This window comes from Actinomadura sp. NPDC048021 (assembly GCF_040653135.1).
GTDB lineage: Bacteria > Actinomycetota > Actinomycetes > Streptosporangiales > Streptosporangiaceae > Spirillospora > Spirillospora verrucosospora.
This window is the reverse complement of the sequence record NZ_JBEZJQ010000022.1, coordinates 97,384-112,821: the sequence shown is the minus strand read 5'-3', so window position 1 is coordinate 112,821 and position 15,438 is coordinate 97,384. Positions and strand designations below refer to the sequence as shown.

The following is a 15,438-nucleotide window of genomic DNA, read 5'->3' as shown; positions in this document are numbered from 1 at the left end:
CTCAGGCCAGGGCAGCGATGGCGGCGTCGACGTCGGCCTCGGTCGTGTAGAGGTGGAAGGCCAGGCGCGCCGCGCCCTTGCGGACGGATGCCCGGATACCGGCCGCCGCGAGCCGTTCAGCCGCGCCCGGCCGGGCGACGCTGACGATCGCGCTGTCACCCGCCGGCATGCCGAGGCCGGCCCGGAACCGGTCGGCCATCCGCACGTCATGCTCGTGGATCTGCCCGATGCCGATCTCCAGGAGCAGCTCCAGCGTGGGGGCGGCCGCGACGTAGGAGAACCACGGAGCCGCGATGTCGAACCGGCGGGCGTCCTTCGCCAGCCGCAGCGGCGGGCCGTAGGAGGCGTCGCCGTCACCGGCGTACCAGTTGGCGGCGAGCGGCCGTATGCGGTCGCGCACGGCCGGGCTCACGTAGCAGAAGGCGGTGCCGCGCGGGCACATCAGCCACTTGTACGCCGAGACGGCGAGGACGTCGAAGGGCGTCGCGTCGACCGGGAGCCAGCCGACCGCCTGGGTGGCGTCGCCGACGACGAGCGCGCCGTGCGCCCGCGCCGCCGCGACGACCTCGTCGACGGCGGCGACCTCGCCCGTCGCGGACTGGACCAGGCTGAAGGCGACCGCGTCCGTGCGCTCGTCGATCGCGCCGGGCAGCTCGGCGGGCGGCACCGTCCGCACGTCGAGATCCTGCACGAGCCAGGGGAACAGGTTCGACGTCTGCTCGATGTCGGGGACGAGGACGCGCGAGCCCGGCGGAAGCGAGGCGGCGACCGGGGCCAGCACCTGCGAGGCGGAGGCGCCCACGGCCACGTCCTCGGCCGCGACGCCGACCAGGCGCGCGAACGCGCCGCGCGCGCGACCGGTGGACCGGTCCCACCTGTCCCAGCCGTTGGCCCCGCGGCGCCACTCGGCCAGCGCGCCCTGCAGCGCCTCGAACGCCGGCTCCGGCGGTATGCCGTAGCTCGCGGTGTTCAGCCAGCCCGGCTCCGGGTCCCACATTCGTACCGCTTCGTCCAGTTTCACGCTGGTGAGCCTAGAGCGTGCCGCGCGCGGACGAGTGTAGGGAGGGGCGGCCGCCCCTCCCCACTCGTGGTGACTGCTCCGGACAGGCCGCGGCACATGCCGCGGCCCGCCCGGCCGATGCGACCGTCAGGCGGGAGCGCCCTTCGGCGAGATGAAGCAGTGCTCGTCCTTCGACCACTGCACCTTCGGGATCGGGCGCCTGGCGGCGGCGAGCGCAGCGAGGAAGACCACGCCCATCCCGACCCAGACCAGAGGTCCGGGGGCCTGCACCGCGCCCAGGACCCCGAGAGCGGCACCGACGAAGCCGATCAAGCACCCCATCGGACTGTCGAGCAGGTAGAGCAGGCTCGACACGTGCAGCGAGACCTTGCCGCTCACCCAGGCACCGATGAACGTCGGCACCGCGAAGGACAGGATGCCGGCGCCGGTGCCCAGCAGGAGCACCTTCCCCGACGACAGCTCCGAGAACCCTCCGCCGAGGCCGAGGCTCGCCCCCCACACCGCGAGGGCGGTGAGGGGAATCGCGACGAGATCCGCCACCGCCAGGATCCTCAGCCGGTCCACGGCCTTCGGATAGTGCTCCTCGTCGTACAGGCAGTGGAGGTAGTTCCAGAAACTCCAGGCACCGAGAAGTCCGCAGACGATCCCGATCCCCGTCTCCCAGGGAGAGTGCTCGAACCCGTTCCAGGGCTCGTTGACCACCACGACTCCCGCGAACGCGGCCACGCGGAACACGACGCTCCAGACGGCGCCCCGAAGAACGCCGGCCGGCGCCTCCGCCGGATGCCGGAAGATCGTCCACAGTACGCGGCCGTTGGAGCAGAGCGGCCCCAGAGCGGACATCGTGATGATCGCCCCCATGCCCACCAGCTGGGAGCCGTAGGGGTAGCCCACGTTGATCACTGCGAGGCCGAACGCGAGGCGACCGACGACCACTCGGTCGTACGGCGTGAGCGACCGGAACGGAAGGGCCTTCCTGGTGAGCCAGACCGTGCCGCCCCAGATCACGAGGGCACCGGTCACACCCGTGACCAGCCCGCTCGCCAATGGGTCGGCCAGGGTGTTGAAGGCCCAGCCGATTTGTTGGATCAGCAATTCGATGAGTACGACAACGCCGTACACGGGTCTCTCCTTTGAGACTGCCTCCGCCCCTAGGGCGGAGTTGGCTGTGATCCCTGGGACCACGGCGTGTTCTGGCCGTTCGAGCCAGGACACGCCGGGATTCCGCAGAATCCGGACATGTCCCGGCGGATGGCCGGAACAGTGAAGACAGTGTGGGCAAGAGCGGCGGGCGCAGTGCGGTCGGCGAAGAAAAGACGCAGATCACACGGTCGGTCGCGGGCTTGGCGAGGGCGTGAACGCGAACGGCGGCACCCTCGTTCACACGAGGGTGCCGCCGTTCAGACGAACACTTCTCCGCGGCCGGTCGCCCGGATCCGCCGCCCGTCCCGGGCGCCCGGTTCAGAGGCGGCGGGACTCCAGGACGCGGCTCAGGAACTCGCGGGTGCGCGGTTCGGTGGGCTCTTCGAAGATCTGCTCGGCCGGGCCGCGTTCCAGCAGGACGCCGTCATGGAGGAAGCAGACGGTGTCGGCGATGTCGCGGGCGAACCCCATCTCGTGCGTCGCCAGGATCATCGTCATGCCGGAGTCCTTGAGCTCCCGGATGATGCCCATGACCTCGGTGACCAGTTCGGGGTCGAGCGCGGAGGTCACCTCGTCCAGCAGGAGCAGGCTCGGCCGGGTGGCCATGGCCCGGATGATCGCGACGCGCTGCTGCTGGCCGCCCGACAGCCGGTCGGGGTACTCCCCGGCCTTGTCGGCCAGGCCGAACCGTTCGAGCAGCTCGTGCGCCTGTTCCGCGGCCTCCGCCTTCGAGCGCTTGTGGACGCGGAGAGGGGCGAGGGTGATGTTGTCCAGCACCGACATGTGCGGGAACAGGTTGTAGGACTGGAACACCATCCCGATCCGCTTGCGGACCTTGTCGGGGTCCGCGCGGGGGTCGGTGATGTCGTCGTCCTCCAGGAAGATCGCGCCGTCGTCGACGGTCTCCAGGACGTTCACGCAGCGCAGCAGCGTCGACTTGCCCGATCCGGAGGCCCCGATGAGGCAGACGACCTCGTGCGGCGCGACGTCCAGGTCGACGCCGCGCAGCACCGGGTGGGCGTGGTAGGTCTTCCAGACGCCCTCGATGCGCAGCAGCGGGGTGCTCATCGGCCGCCTCCGGGGGCGCGGCGGCGTTCGGCGCGCGCCGCGAGATGGTCGGTGAACCGGGCCATCGGCACCGTCAGCGCGATGAACAGCACCGCCGTGGCCAGGTAGGGGGTGTAGTTGAACGTGTCGGCCGAGTGGATCTGCGCCTGCCGCAGCGCCTCCAGCGGACCGAGCACCGCGACGAGCGCGGTGTCCTTCTGCAGCGAGGCGAAGTCGTTGAGCAGCGGCGGGACGACCCGGCGCACCGCCTGCGGCAGCACCACGTACCGCAGGCTCTGGGCCTTGCTGAGGCCCAGCGACCGGGCCGCGGCGCGCTGGCTCGGGTGGATGGAGTCGATGCCGGCCCGGAACACCTCCGCGACGTACGCCCCGTAGGACAGGACGAGCGCGAACCCGCCCAGCACCGCCGGGCTCTCGGGCACGCCCTGCAACCGCAGCGCGGGAAGCCCGAATCCGACCAGGTACACCAGCAGGATCGTCGGGATGCCGCGGAACACGTCGGTGTAGGCGACGGCCAGCGCCCGCACCGGGAACAGCAGCGGAGTCCGCATCCCCCGCGCGAGCGCGACCAGCAGCCCCAGCACCAGGATCGCCACCTCGGCGATCAGGAAGATCCGTACGTTCAGCCAGAAGCCGCGCAGCACGTCGGGGAACGCGCCGGTGAACTCGCCCCAGTTGAAGAACGTCTCGTGCACGCGGGGCCAGCCCGGCGACCCCACCACGACGACCACCACGACCGCGGCGCACAGCACCGTCGAGGCCGCGGCCACCGATCCGGACCGGACGTCGGCGCGGCGGCGCCGGCGCTCGCGTTCGCGCTGCCGCTCGCTCTTGACCCAGGCGGTCTGCCCGCCCGCCTGCGCGGTCACTTCAGGACGGGTGCGCCGGCCGACGCGGTCAGCCACTGCTGCTGGATCTTCGCCAGCTCACCGGACGACTTCAGCTGCCCGATCGCCTGGTCGAGGCAGCCGGCGAGCCCGCTGCCCCGCTCCATCAGCAGCCCGAAGTGCTCGGTGGCGCCGCCCTGCGACTGCGGCAGCTGACCGACGATCTTCGAGTCGTCGATCTGCGCGGCGGTGACGTAGAAGGCGGTCGGCAGGTCCACCACCAGCACGTCCACCTGCTTGTTCTTCAGCGCGTTCACCGCGTCGATCTGCGTGTTGAAGATCTTCGGCTCGTCGGCGGGCTTGAGCTGGTTCTTCACCGCCTGCAGCGACGTCGTCCCGACCTGGACCGCGATGCGCGCCTTGCTCAGCTCCGCGACGGTCTTGGCGTTCTCGAACTTGCCGCCCTTGAGCGTCACGACGCCCTGCTGCACGTCGTAGTAGCCGTCGCTGAACGCGACCGCCTTCTCGCGCGCGGGGGTGACCGAGATCTGGTTGATGTCGAAGTCGAAGGTCTTGGGCCCCGGCGCGTACGACGACTCGAACGACTGGGTCTTCCAGACCACCTGGTCCTTGGTGAAGCCGAGCCGGCCGGCGACCGCGTAGGCGACGGCGCCCTCGTAGCCCTGCCCGTTGGACGGGTCGTCGTCCTTGAACCACGGCTCGAACGCCGGCTTGTCGGTCGCGATGGTGAGCTTGCCGGGCGACTTCAGCGGCAGCTTGTCCTTGGCGCAGGAGGCGGGGCTCTTGCTCGCCGAGGCACCGGAGTCCTCGTCCTGCGGGGCGCAGGCGCTGACGGCGAGGGCGAGCGCGGCGGCGCCGGCGAGCGTTGCCACGAGGGGACGGCGGATCACAGGAGATTCCTCCGGCGGTGAGAGGGGGTAAGGGTCATGGACGCGGCACCGCGCGCAGAGTGAGGGTCTGCGCGCCGGCCAGGCCGAGGGCGTCGGCGGCACGTCCCTGGTTGACGCCCAGGGCGAGCCATCCGGACGAATCGGTCCACAGCAGCGGCTCCCCGACCGCGACGCTGCCGAAGGTGAGCTGGAACGGGACGCGGACCGTCCGGGACGGACCGCCTGCAACGTTCCACTCCACGTCAAGGGGGGTGCCCGGCTCCAGCGTGCCGAACGCCTCCGCCAGATCGCCGGGCTCGGCGCCCAGCACCTGGCTGCCGAACCGGTCGGTGTACAGCACGGGAACGGTCAGCTCCCCTGGCCGGACCACCGGGGGCGGGACGTCCAGCGGCAGCGGGTCGACGGCCGCACCGAGATCCGCCGCGTCCACCCCTGCCGCGACGTGGGCGGCGGCGGGAGAGAAGACGTCACGTCCGTGGAACGAGGTCGAGACCTGGGGCAGCCGGTAGGCCGGGTTCTCCAGCGCGTGCGCCCGGACGATCCCGCCCAGCGCCTCCGCCGCCGGCACCAGCAGCCCGTTGTCCGGCCCGACCAGCACATCGCCGCGCCCGGTCGCGATCGCCAGCGGCCGGCGCGAGGTGCCCACGCCCGGATCCACGATCCCGACGTGCACGCCCACCGGCAGGTACGGCAGCGCCTGCCGCAGCAGCATCGCCCCCTCCCGCACGTCGAACGGCGTGATCTCGTCGCTGAGCACCAGCACGTTCGCGTCCGGGGCGATCCCGTACACCACCCCGGCGCAGATCGCCGTGTACGCCGCGCCGAAGTCGGTCGCCAGGCTGACGAACGGACGACTTTGCGGCATGGGCGACCTCATGAAACGGAAGGGATGGGTGGTACGAGAGTGGAAATCCTACCAAGTCGATAGATTAGCCAACTCCGCCGCCTCCCCGTGCGCCAACGGCCCGACCGCGATCCCGCGCCGCCACCCTCACTCGCCCCGCCTTCCGCGGCACCGAAGGCTTGCTGGTCCCGGACCGCTGGGGACGGTCGTCCACACAGGAGGACTGGTGCCAAGGTGAGCCCCGCGGGGGCGGGGCCGGCTGCCAGTCGGAACAATGCAGAACAAGACAACCGGGTGGGTCGCGGGAGCGATCCTCCTTCTGATCGTCGGCGGAACGGGGACGACCGGACTCCCCGGGTCCGGTTCCTCCTCGGGTGGCTCCGGCGGCCCTGCCGCCCCGGCCGCTCCGGCCGCTCCCCACAGCGGGGAGACGCAGGTGACCTCCCGCCTCTGGCAGATGCAGACCGGAGACTGGAAGGTCTTCCTGAAGGACGGCGGAACGGTCAACCTGCCCAAGGCCGTGGGCGACAAGTGCGACCACGGCAGCACCTACTCCTACGCGCAGAAGGCGTGCAAGGGATAGGCGCCGATTGACCGGAGTTCCTGGAGCGCACCGGCGCTCCAGGAACTCCGAACCTCGGCGCCCCGCGTTCCACGGCGTTCCTCCGCACCGGCCGCTACGGATCGCCTGGCGCGGCCGTGTGGTGGGGGTGCCCGTGGGTGCGCCGCTCCTCCTTGAGCCGTGCCTCGTAGAGGTGCCGTCGACCAGCGGTCAACGACTCCCGTACGCGCGCCTCATAACGTCGGAGCGGTTCGTAGTAGGTGTCTTCGTACTCCTCGACCGCCTGGAAGCTCCAACGGTCCGGGAGGACGTTGCGGCCCACGAGTTCGCGCGACAGCTCGTCCGCGAGTTCCTGGTGCCCGGCCTTGGCGAGCAGCTCGGCCGCGTCGCCCAACTCGAAGTCGGCCTTGCCGGTGAGCTGGTGCCACGAGTAGAGATGGCCCCGGGCGCGCTCGACGCTCTCCAGGGCCTCGCTCAGCTTGCCCACGGCTTTCACGGTCGCCTCGTCGGGCTCGGGACTGCTGCCAGCGATCATGCGGGCTTACCTTCCCCTCTGACCTCCGATGATGCGCTCCCCCGCGCCTCCGCACCGACCGGCGGCCTAGACTGCTGGGCCGGATCAGGTCGCTTCACGGCAAGGGGTCTCATGGGCAACGGCGTCCCGCCTCAACGGCAGAGTCCGGAGAGCGACCGGCTCGCGGAGCGCATGGAGGCGGCGTCGGACGCGGAGAAGGCGTCCATCCTCGTCGACCACTACGCGGCGGCCACCGCCGGACCTCCCTCGGCGTGGACGGACGAGTTCGTCGCCCGGGTCGAAGAGTTCGGGCTCTCCGTACTGCAGATCCGGCGAGCGGCCACAGACCTCGCCTGGCTGGCTCGCAAGAACGGTCAGGGCTACCTGGACGAGACCGACCGGGCGCGCATCCTGGCGGCGAACAACACCCGTACCGCGCGGCTCTGCCTCGTCTACATCCATGGCCAGCGGCTGCGCTTCGACTTCAAGTTCGCGCAGCTCCACCGGCTCTGTATCGGCTGGCTGGCCGAGTTCGACGACGACGCCCTCGTCCTGAGCTTCGCGGCCTTCTCCGCACTCGGCACCCGCGCTTCGAACGCGCCCGGCCTGTTCCGGCGGGCGGTCGACGCTCCCGACGCGGACGACAAGAGCAACCAGGTGCTCCTGACGGGCATCAATTTCGCCGACCACTTGCCGGAACAGCCGCAGATGATGCTGGACCTCTCCGACGAGATGATGGCGCGCGGCCAGGAGAACGCCATTGTCTACTACCGGCGCGCGTCGGCATATCGGAAACTGGGCCGGTTCGCTGACGGGCTCCACGAGATAGACCGGGCGATAGACGCCCTCGGCCCCGGCGACGTTCTGGTGCACGAACAGTTCACGCAGGAGCGGCGCTCGATCATCCTGGCCCAGGATCTGCAGAACCAGATGGAGCGCAACACCCAGGCCATCGCGGACTCCATCGCCGCCCAGGTGGACGAGAGAATCGCCGCGGCGTCGGCCGAGCTCGAACAACGACTCGACGAAGCGTCGCTGAGGCTCGCCCAGCGCGTCGACGCGGCGCAGGAGATGGTCTCGTCCGGCCTGCTCAAGATGGTGGAGATCCTCGGGCTCTTCGTCGCCCTCGTCGGTTTCATCGCCGGGTCCGGAGCAGTGGTGATCAAATCGCAGGGCCTCCAGGAGCGGGCGCTCTCCATGCTCCTGGTGGTCGGCGGGGCTTTGGTCTTCTTCACTCTCCTGCGGCTCGTCACCACCGTGGGACGGCGGCGGGTGCGAGCGGAGAGGTAGCCTCCGGCCCCCTTGCTATGCTGGCGCCAAGTTCAACTTAGGCGGCTATTGTGAGCGAAAAGAACGCTTTCTACCACCCCGAGATTATTTGCCCCGAACGGACGATCGGGCGGCGCACGTTCGATTTCTCGCGGCAGGTCGCCGTGATGGCGATAATCAACCGCACTCCCGATTCATTCCACGACCGGGGCCGCACTTTCGCCTTGGACAAGGCATTGGTCGCAGTAGAGAACGCGCTCGTCCACGAAGCCGACTGGCTGGACATCGGCGGCGTCCCTTTCGCTCCCGGGCCTCCGGTGAGCGTCGAAGAGGAGATCGACCGCGTGGTCCCGGTCATCGAGGGCGCCCGATCCCGCACCGACGCGGTGATCTCCGTCGAGACGTACCGGCCCGAGGTCGCCCGCGCCGCCTTCGCCGCCGGCGCCGACGTCCTGAACAACACGAGCGGCCTGCACGACCCCGCCCTCGCCGACGTGGTCGCGGAGGCCGGCGCGACCCTCATCGTCACGCACAGCCTCGCCGACCCCCGGACGCCCTACCCTCGCCCGCAGTACGACGACGTGGTCACCGAGGTCGCCGAGTTCCTCCGCCTGCGGGCGGCCCTGGCCGAGAAGCACGGCGTGCCGGCGGACCGGATCATCATCGACCCCGGCCACGACCTGAACAAGAACACCCACCACTCGCTCGAACTGACCCGCCGCCTCCCGGAGATCGCACAGCTCGGCTACCCGCTGCTCGTCGCCGTCTCGAACAAGGACTTCATCGGCGAGACCCTGGAGCGGGACCAGCACGACCGCGTCGAGGGCACCATCGCCACCCTCGTCGTCTCCATCCTGAGCGGCGCGCGCATCGTCCGGGTCCACGACGTCGCGGAGGCGAGGCAGGCGGTGAACATGGTCGAGAGCATCCTCGGCTGGCGCCCGCCCGCCTACGTCCGCCACAACGTCGTCTAGCCCTGGGCCCTGCGGTACCGCAGGTAGAGGTAGTTCTCGTCCGGGATCGCGTGGCACAGTTCCATGCGCTGCAGGTCGATGGCCGGGCCGTCGAGGACGCGCGCGGCGTCGCCGGCGGTGACGACCGGACTCAACGTCAGGCACAGCTCGTGCAGCCAACCCGCGGCGGCGATCTGGGCGAGCAGGACCGGCCCTCCCTCGCAGAGCTGGCGCTCGTACCCCTTGTCGGCCAACCGCCGCAACGCCATGCCCATGTCCGTGGAGTCGGTCCCGCACACCAGGACCTCGGCGTGCTTCTCGGCCTCGCGAAGCCGGTCGGCCGGGGCCGCCCCGCACGTGATGACGATCGGCGGCGCGGGCGCCTCCGCGAACAGCGGCCCGTCGAAGTCGAACCGCAGGCTCCGCGACACGATCGCCAGCTTCCGCGCCTCCTTCGGATACGCCCCGTACTCCCGGACGGTCGTGGCCCCCATGATCACGACGTCGGCCAGCGTCCTGAGCCGCTGCATGAGGGCCCAGTCCCCCGCGTACCCGAGTGCGCTGGTGCTCCCCTGGTACTGGATCCCCCCGTCGAGCGACGCGATCATGTTCGCCCGCAGCCACGGCGTCGTCTCCGGATAGGCGTACTGCTCCAGCATCGCGCTCACGTCCATCTGAGCACTGTAAAGGCTGCCGCCGTCCCGCCCCCGCCCCGGACCATGTGATCATCAAGGCCGTGCGCCCGGACGAGGAGGAGTGCCATGCCCCTGATCTCGATCATCACCGCCGTACGGAGGCCGATCCCCGGCTACCTGCGGCAGGCCGCCGCCGGCGTCGCGGCGCAACGCCTCCCCCCTGGCTGGGACCTCGAATGGCTCGTCCAGGAGGACGGGGACGCCCCGACCGCCCGCGACCTGTGCTCGGGCGCGCTCTACGAGGCGAACGGCGCCCAGCTCGGCACCGGTACGACGAGGAACTTCGCCCTGAGCCGGGCACGCGGCGAACTGGTCGCGGTGCTCGACTATGACGACGTCCTTCTCCCCGACGGCCTCGCGACGCTCATCCCCGCCTTCGAGGAGCATCCCGGCATCGGCTGGACGATCGGCCAGGCCGACGATCTGATCGACGGACGCCGCGTCCCCTACCCCCTGGCCTACCCCTGCGGCCTGGTGCCCGCCGGAACGATCGGCCGCCTGTACGAAGAGACGGGCCTCTGCCAGGCGGCCTGCGCCGGCCTGGTCGCCCCCGCCGACCTGATCCGCGCCTTCGGCGGCTGGGGCGCCCTCCCCCGCGCGCAGGACGTGGCCCTGTTCATCGCCCTCAGCGAAGTCTTCGACGGCTACCAGGAACCCTCGGTGACCTGGCTCTACCGAAAGCACCCCGACCAGAGCACCCACCCCACAAAGCCCGACACATGGGGCGAGCACCAGGACCGCTTCATCCGTCACCGCCTGAACGCCGTCCGCGCCGGAAAGCTGCTCCCGGAGACCGTCCCCTGACCCGATCCAAGGGTCGCCGTCTGCCGGGCCGGGTCCGGGGTGCTCGTCCCGCCGGAGGTCAGGACGAACCGGACGGGGCCCGGCTCAGATCCACGACGCAGAAGATGTTGCCGTCCGGGTCGGAGAGGACCACGAAGTCAGCGTCTGGGGGATACAGGTCCCAGTCGACTCTGGTGGCTCCCAACTCGACCAGACGCGCGACCTCGGCCTCCTGCTCGTCTGTGGTGTCCGTCAACAGGTCGAGGTGGATGCGCGGGTGCGCTTCGGCGGGCGAACTGCTGTGCATCAGAGCGAGCGCCCGGCCCGACCCATCCGCGTATTCCAGTGTCCGCCAACGTGGGCTCTCCCACTCGGACACGGGCACCAGGTCCAGCGCGGACGTCCAGAAGGCCACGGCCCGGGGAATGTCGTTCACGCCGATCACAGGAAAGCCGAGTCTGAGCATGACCCCGAGTCTAGGCAGCACCCAACCTGATCGGTCAGCAGTGAAGTCGGCCGGCCACAGCGCCCCCGCGACCTCTAAACGGGTGGCGCGCGCCCGCCTGTGCCAACTCGTCGGACGCGAAGCGTGAGGCGACGTAGCTGTACTTCACTGCCGTACGGGCACCAAAAAGGCCGGTGTCTCTTCGGAGAACCGGCCTTTGACCTGGGTGGAGCTGAGGGGATTTGAACCCCTGACCCCCTCGATGCGAACGAGGTGCGCTACCGGACTGCGCCACAGCCCCGAGGACTCCGTAAGGTTAGCAAACATCGGGGACTGCTCGCGCACCGGTTATTCGCCGACGGCGCGGCGGTCGTCGGCGTACTGGTCGAAGACCTCGTCGGGGGTGACGAGCTCGATGACCTCGGCGGTCTCGGCGGCCTCGGCGGCTCTGCGGGCCTGCAGGGCGCGGGCGCGGGCCGCGGCGCGGGCCTGGGCGGCGGCGCGGCGGCGGGCGGTGTCCATGCCCACGGCGACGCGCAGGAGCGCCAGGTGGCCGGCGAGCAGCAGGACCGGGGGCGCGACGATCCACCAGGGCGTGAGGCCGGAGGCGGAGATCGCCACAGAGGTGAGGAGCAGCGCGGCGAGGCCGCTGGTGCGGCGGCGGCGCCGGGCGATGACGGCGGCGCGGCCGCCCGGGCGGCGCGGCGCGGGGAGGCCCTCCTCGCGGAGGGTCTCCTCCTCGTGGAGCGTCTCCTGGTCGTCGGCGTCGTCCTCGGCGGCCTGCTCGTCGGGACGCTTGTGCAGGAGGCGGGAGATTCCCGTGGTCTCGGTGTCGCGGCGCAGCCACATGGGTACCAGGACGACGGCCCAGACGGCGACGATCGCGAGGTAAAGGACGGCGCTGCTCATCGGCCCCACCGTTCCAGGGCACGCTCGCGAGGCGGGCCGACTTTCGGCGCGCGAACGTGCAATGGGAGCAGGGTCACGCCCCGCACGGTACGAGGGGCTGTCAGAGGTTGACGAGCATAAGGGGCGGTGTGTCGCGAGATCGATCTCGCCGTTACTCTCCGTTTGCCGGGACTTCTCGATCGCAGGATTCTTACGGCGGGAAAGTCATGGGCCGCTCAGGAGCGCCGGGGAAATGCCTGTTTCCGGTCTGCCAGCCAGCGGGCGCGCAGGCCACCGGGCACGTCCTCGACGGTGAGGGCGTAGCAGATGTGGTCGCGCCAGGCGCCGTCGATGTGGAGATGGCGGCGGCGAATTCCCTCTTCGCGGAATCCGAGTTTTTCGACGACGCGGCGGCTCGCGGTGTTCTCCGGACGGATATTGGCTTCGAGCCGGTGCAGGCCGACGGTGAAGAAACAGTGGTCGACGGCGAGGGCGACGGCGGTGGGAATGACGCCGCGGCCGGCGACGCGCCGGTCGACCCAGTAGCCGATCTGCGCGGACCTCGCCGAACCCCAGACGATCGCGCCGATGGTGAGCTGCCCGGCGAAATCGTCCTCATGGGTGACGACCCAGGGAAGGGCGAGGCCGTGGCGGGCTTCGCGGCGCATGGTGTGGACCATGCTGATGTAGGGGCCGAGGCCGCTGCGGAACAACGGCGTCTCGGGATTGGTCGGCTCCCAGGGGCGGAGCCAGTCGGCGTTGCGGACCCGCAGCTCGCGCCAGACGGCGGCGTCGCGGTGCCGCAGCGGGCGCAGCCCTACAGGGCCCTCGGTCAGGGTGACCGGCCATCCCCGCAAACGTTCCACGGTTCCATGATTCCCTGGTCGGATGTCTGAACGCCATATTGTCCCCGAGAAATCGGGCACGCGGGACGTTCGGCCACCGTCGTCACACCCGTCGGCCCCGTTTCATGACCCAGTCGACGCGCAGGTCGTCGTCCAGGACGACCAGGTCGGCGTCCTTGCCGGGCTCCAGTGACCCGACGCGCGCGTCGATGCCGAGGGCGCGCGCCGGGGTGAGGGACGCGGCCTCGGCGGCGCGCTCGATCGGCTGGCCGGCGTCGGTGACGGCGCGGCGGAACGCGTCCGCCATGGTGATCGTGCTGCCCGCGATGGACGTCCCGCCCGCGAGGGTGGCGCGGCCGCCGCGGACCTCGACGTCCATCACGCCGAGACGGTAGTCGCCGTCGCCCATGCCGGCGGCGGCCATCGCGTCGGTGATGAGCGCGACGCGGGGCGTGGCGGCGAACACGAGGCGGGCCACGGCGGGCTCCACGTGGATGCCGTCATTGATCAGTTCCACGGTGACCCGGGGGTCGTTCAGAGCGGCGGCGACCGGCCCGCCCTCGCGGTGGTGCAGGGGGCGCATCGCGTTGAACAGGTGCGTCGCCACGCGCGCTCCCGCGTCGAACGCCGCCCGGGCCGCCTCGCCGGTGCCGTCGGTGTGGCCGACCGCCGCGATCACGCCCGCGTCCACCGCCTCCCGGACGAGGTCGAGGGCGCCCGGCAGCTCGGGCGCGAGAGTGATCATGCGGAGGTGCCCGCGGCCGAGGCGGACGAGGCGGCGGAACTCGGCGGGGTCCGGGTCGCGCAGGAGCGCCGGGTCGTGCGCGCCGCAGCGCGAGCGGGCCAGGTAGGGGCCCTCCAGGTGGACGCCCGCGATCACGCCGTCGGCGGCGAGTCCGGCCAGGCCCTCGACGGCGGCGGCCAGTTCGTCCGGGTCGCCGGTGACGAGGCTCGCGATCGTGGTGGTGGTGCCGTGGGCGAGGTGGAAGGAGGCGGCCCGCTGGGCCTCGTCCGGGTTCCCGAGCTGGTAGGAGGCTCCCGCGCCGCCGTGGACGTGCATGTCGACGAAGCCGGGCACCACGTGCCGGCCGGCGAGGTCGATCACTTCGCCGGGGGCGGGGCCGTCCGCGATCGTGCCGCCGGCGATGTGGAGGGCGCCGTCGCGGACACCGTCCGGAAGGACGATCCGCGCGTTGGTCAAGGAAACGGCGCCGTCGCCGACCGGCCTCGCCATGGAACCCCCCAATGCACGCATTTGATCGTTGTTGATTGTTCCACGGCCCATGCGCTCAGGTAAGACCAGGGGCGCGCAGGGCTAGAATCCGCGGGTGACCACCTTTCCGGACTCCCGTCCACCCGCGGGAAAGGCGACCGGCGTGACCCGGCACGAGCGCTGGAACGCGCTGCTCGAACTGCTCGCGGACGCCGGACGGCTGACCGTCGAGGAGGCGTCCGTGCGCATGGGGGTGTCGGCCGCGACGATCCGCCGCGACTTCGACCAGCTCGCGCAGCAGCAGATGCTGACCCGCACCCGCGGCGGCGCCGTCGCGGAGAGCGTCAGCTACGACCTGCCGCTGCGGTACAAGGCGGCGCGGCACGCGTCGGAGAAGCAGCGGATCGCGGCGGCGACCGCGGAGCTGGCCGAGCCCGGGTCGATCATCGGGCTGAACGGCGGCACGACGACCTCGGAGGTCGCCCGGGTGCTCGCCACCCGCGCCGACCTGCACGCCGAGGGGCCCACCCCGGCGATCACGATCGTGACGAACGCGCTGAACATCGGCAACGAGCTGGCCGTCCGCCCGCATGTGAAGATCGTCCTGACGGGCGGGGTGCCGCGGCCGCAGTCCTACGAGCTGACCGGGCCGCTCGCCACCGGCATCTTCGACCACGTGACGCTGGACGTGGCGGTCATCGGGGTGAACGGCGTGACCGCGAGGCACGGCGCGACCTGCCACAACGAGGGCGAGGCCGTGGTGAACCGGCTGATGGCCGAGCGCGCCGACCGGGTGGTCGTGGTCGCGGACGGCTCCAAGATCGGCCACCGCGCGTTCGCCCGCATCTGCGGCACCGACGAGATCGACGTCCTGGTGACGGACGCGGCGGCGCCCGAGTCCGAACTCGCCGCGTTCACCGACGCCGGCGTCCGCGTCATCCAGGCCTAGCCTCCGACGGGCGCGGCCGGGGGGAGGCGGGCTAGACCTGCGGGCGTGGGTGGTCGCCGCCGTTGATCTGGTCCACCGCGTGGGGCAGGACGCGGGCCAGGACGGTCATGCCGTCGCGGACGCCGCCGGTCGAGCCGGGCAGGTTGACGATGAGGGTGCGGCCCGCGACGCCGGCGAGGCCGCGCGACAGGATCGCGGCGGGGACCTTCTCGCGTCCCTCCAGCCGGATGGCCTCGGCGATCCCCGGGACCTCCCATTCGATGACCGGCCGGGTCATCTCGGGGGTCTGGTCGGTGGGGGTGAGGCCGGTCCCGCCGGAGGTGACGACGACGTCGTACCCGGCGGCGACCGCGTCGCGCAGGACGCCGGTGACGGGTTCGCCGTCCGGGACGACGACGGGGCCGTCCACCTGGCAGCCGAGGTCCTCCAGCATCTCGACCAGCACCGGGCCGGACCTGTCCTCGTAGAGGCCCGCCGCGGCGCGGTTGGAGACGGTGACCGCCATCGC

Annotated in this window: 18 protein-coding genes and 1 tRNA gene; 5 read left to right on the top strand and 14 right to left on the bottom strand. The window is 71.2% G+C overall.

Annotated elements, in window-relative coordinates; translation table 11 throughout:
* Position 1 precedes the first annotated feature (1 nt).
* The 6 genes from AB0C87_RS30930 to AB0C87_RS30905 all read right to left on the bottom strand — a co-directional run bounded on the left by AB0C87_RS30930 (position 2) and on the right by AB0C87_RS30905 (position 5,835).
* Positions 2-1,021: an aminotransferase class V-fold PLP-dependent enzyme gene (locus tag AB0C87_RS30930; protein ID WP_345173420.1), complete on the bottom strand. Its 1,020-nt coding sequence runs from the start codon at positions 1,019-1,021 to the stop codon at positions 2-4.
* A 126-nt stretch (positions 1,022-1,147) separates the two neighbouring features.
* The gene (locus AB0C87_RS30925; protein WP_360580761.1) at positions 1,148-2,143 is read right to left on the bottom strand and encodes a hypothetical protein; all 996 of its coding nucleotides are present in this window, start codon (positions 2,141-2,143) and stop codon (positions 1,148-1,150) included.
* Positions 2,144-2,482: 339 nt separating this feature from the next.
* Positions 2,483-3,232 carry an amino acid ABC transporter ATP-binding protein gene (locus tag AB0C87_RS30920; protein WP_345173417.1) on the bottom strand — a complete coding sequence of 250 codons (750 nt, stop codon included), beginning with the start codon at positions 3,230-3,232 and terminating at the stop codon, positions 2,483-2,485.
* Positions 3,229-4,137: an amino acid ABC transporter permease gene (locus AB0C87_RS30915; RefSeq protein ID WP_345173415.1), complete on the bottom strand. Its 909-nt coding sequence runs from the start codon at positions 4,135-4,137 to the stop codon at positions 3,229-3,231. The genes AB0C87_RS30920 and AB0C87_RS30915 overlap by 4 nt, the downstream gene beginning before the upstream one ends.
* A complete protein-coding gene (locus AB0C87_RS30910) occupies positions 4,098-4,970 on the bottom strand; it encodes an ABC transporter substrate-binding protein (RefSeq protein WP_345173414.1) in 873 nt (290 codons plus the stop codon). The genes AB0C87_RS30915 and AB0C87_RS30910 overlap by 40 nt, the downstream gene beginning before the upstream one ends.
* Positions 4,971-5,004: 34 nt before the next feature.
* Complete coding sequence (locus AB0C87_RS30905; protein ID WP_345173412.1) at positions 5,005-5,835, bottom strand: SAM-dependent chlorinase/fluorinase; 831 nt, start codon at positions 5,833-5,835, stop codon at positions 5,005-5,007.
* A gap of 415 nt (positions 5,836-6,250) precedes the next feature.
* On the opposite strand from AB0C87_RS30905, the gene AB0C87_RS30900 reads away from it, so the two are divergent.
* Positions 6,251-6,397: a hypothetical protein gene (locus AB0C87_RS30900; RefSeq protein ID WP_345173411.1), complete on the top strand. Its 147-nt coding sequence runs from the start codon at positions 6,251-6,253 to the stop codon at positions 6,395-6,397.
* A 94-nt stretch (positions 6,398-6,491) separates the two neighbouring features.
* On the opposite strand, the gene AB0C87_RS30895 is transcribed toward AB0C87_RS30900, so the two are convergent.
* Entirely contained in the window at positions 6,492-6,911 is a 420-nt protein-coding gene (locus AB0C87_RS30895) for a hypothetical protein (RefSeq protein WP_345173409.1), read from the bottom strand.
* A 111-nt stretch (positions 6,912-7,022) separates the two neighbouring features.
* On the opposite strand from AB0C87_RS30895, the gene AB0C87_RS30890 reads away from it, so the two are divergent.
* Both AB0C87_RS30890 and folP read left to right on the top strand, forming a co-directional pair.
* The gene (locus AB0C87_RS30890) at positions 7,023-8,180 is read left to right on the top strand and encodes a hypothetical protein (RefSeq protein WP_360580758.1); all 1,158 of its coding nucleotides are present in this window, start codon (positions 7,023-7,025) and stop codon (positions 8,178-8,180) included.
* Between the two features lie 146 nt (positions 8,181-8,326).
* Positions 8,327-9,133 (top strand): dihydropteroate synthase, encoded by an 807-nt coding sequence (gene folP / locus AB0C87_RS30885; RefSeq protein ID WP_345173616.1) that lies wholly within the window; start codon positions 8,327-8,329, stop codon positions 9,131-9,133.
* Here the strand turns inward: folP and AB0C87_RS30880 are convergent.
* Complete coding sequence (locus AB0C87_RS30880; protein ID WP_353833952.1) at positions 9,130-9,786, bottom strand: dihydrofolate reductase family protein; 657 nt, start codon at positions 9,784-9,786, stop codon at positions 9,130-9,132. The genes folP and AB0C87_RS30880 overlap by 4 nt on opposite strands.
* An 87-nt stretch (positions 9,787-9,873) precedes the next feature.
* Here AB0C87_RS30880 and AB0C87_RS30875 point away from each other — a divergent pair, with 87 nt between their 5' ends.
* Positions 9,874-10,611, top strand: coding sequence for a glycosyltransferase (locus AB0C87_RS30875; RefSeq protein WP_360580756.1), 738 nt, complete (start codon positions 9,874-9,876; stop codon positions 10,609-10,611).
* 58 nt (positions 10,612-10,669) lie between these two features.
* On the opposite strand, the gene AB0C87_RS30870 is transcribed toward AB0C87_RS30875, so the two are convergent.
* The 5 genes from AB0C87_RS30870 to nagA all read right to left on the bottom strand — a co-directional run bounded on the left by AB0C87_RS30870 (position 10,670) and on the right by nagA (position 14,002).
* Positions 10,670-11,056 (bottom strand): VOC family protein, encoded by a 387-nt coding sequence (locus tag AB0C87_RS30870; RefSeq protein WP_360580754.1) that lies wholly within the window; start codon positions 11,054-11,056, stop codon positions 10,670-10,672.
* 206 nt (positions 11,057-11,262) lie between these two features.
* A tRNA-Ala gene (locus tag AB0C87_RS30865) sits at positions 11,263-11,336 on the bottom strand.
* 47 nt (positions 11,337-11,383) lie between these two features.
* On the bottom strand, positions 11,384-11,944 hold the full coding sequence (locus AB0C87_RS30860; RefSeq protein WP_360580752.1) for a hypothetical protein: 561 nt from the start codon (positions 11,942-11,944) through the stop codon (positions 11,384-11,386).
* Positions 11,945-12,159: 215 nt separating this feature from the next.
* Positions 12,160-12,780 (bottom strand): GNAT family protein, encoded by a 621-nt coding sequence (locus tag AB0C87_RS30855; RefSeq protein WP_345173614.1) that lies wholly within the window; start codon positions 12,778-12,780, stop codon positions 12,160-12,162.
* Between the two features lie 91 nt (positions 12,781-12,871).
* Complete coding sequence (gene nagA, locus AB0C87_RS30850; protein ID WP_345173400.1) at positions 12,872-14,002, bottom strand: N-acetylglucosamine-6-phosphate deacetylase; 1,131 nt, start codon at positions 14,000-14,002, stop codon at positions 12,872-12,874.
* A gap of 94 nt (positions 14,003-14,096) precedes the next feature.
* Between nagA and AB0C87_RS30845 the strand changes: the two genes are divergently transcribed.
* Positions 14,097-14,930: a DeoR/GlpR family DNA-binding transcription regulator gene (locus AB0C87_RS30845; RefSeq protein ID WP_345173399.1), complete on the top strand. Its 834-nt coding sequence runs from the start codon at positions 14,097-14,099 to the stop codon at positions 14,928-14,930.
* Between the two features lie 31 nt (positions 14,931-14,961).
* Here AB0C87_RS30845 and AB0C87_RS30840 read toward each other — a convergent pair whose 3' ends face one another.
* A complete protein-coding gene (locus tag AB0C87_RS30840; RefSeq protein WP_360580790.1) occupies positions 14,962-15,435 on the bottom strand; it encodes a MogA/MoaB family molybdenum cofactor biosynthesis protein in 474 nt (157 codons plus the stop codon).
* Positions 15,436-15,438 lie beyond the last annotated feature (3 nt).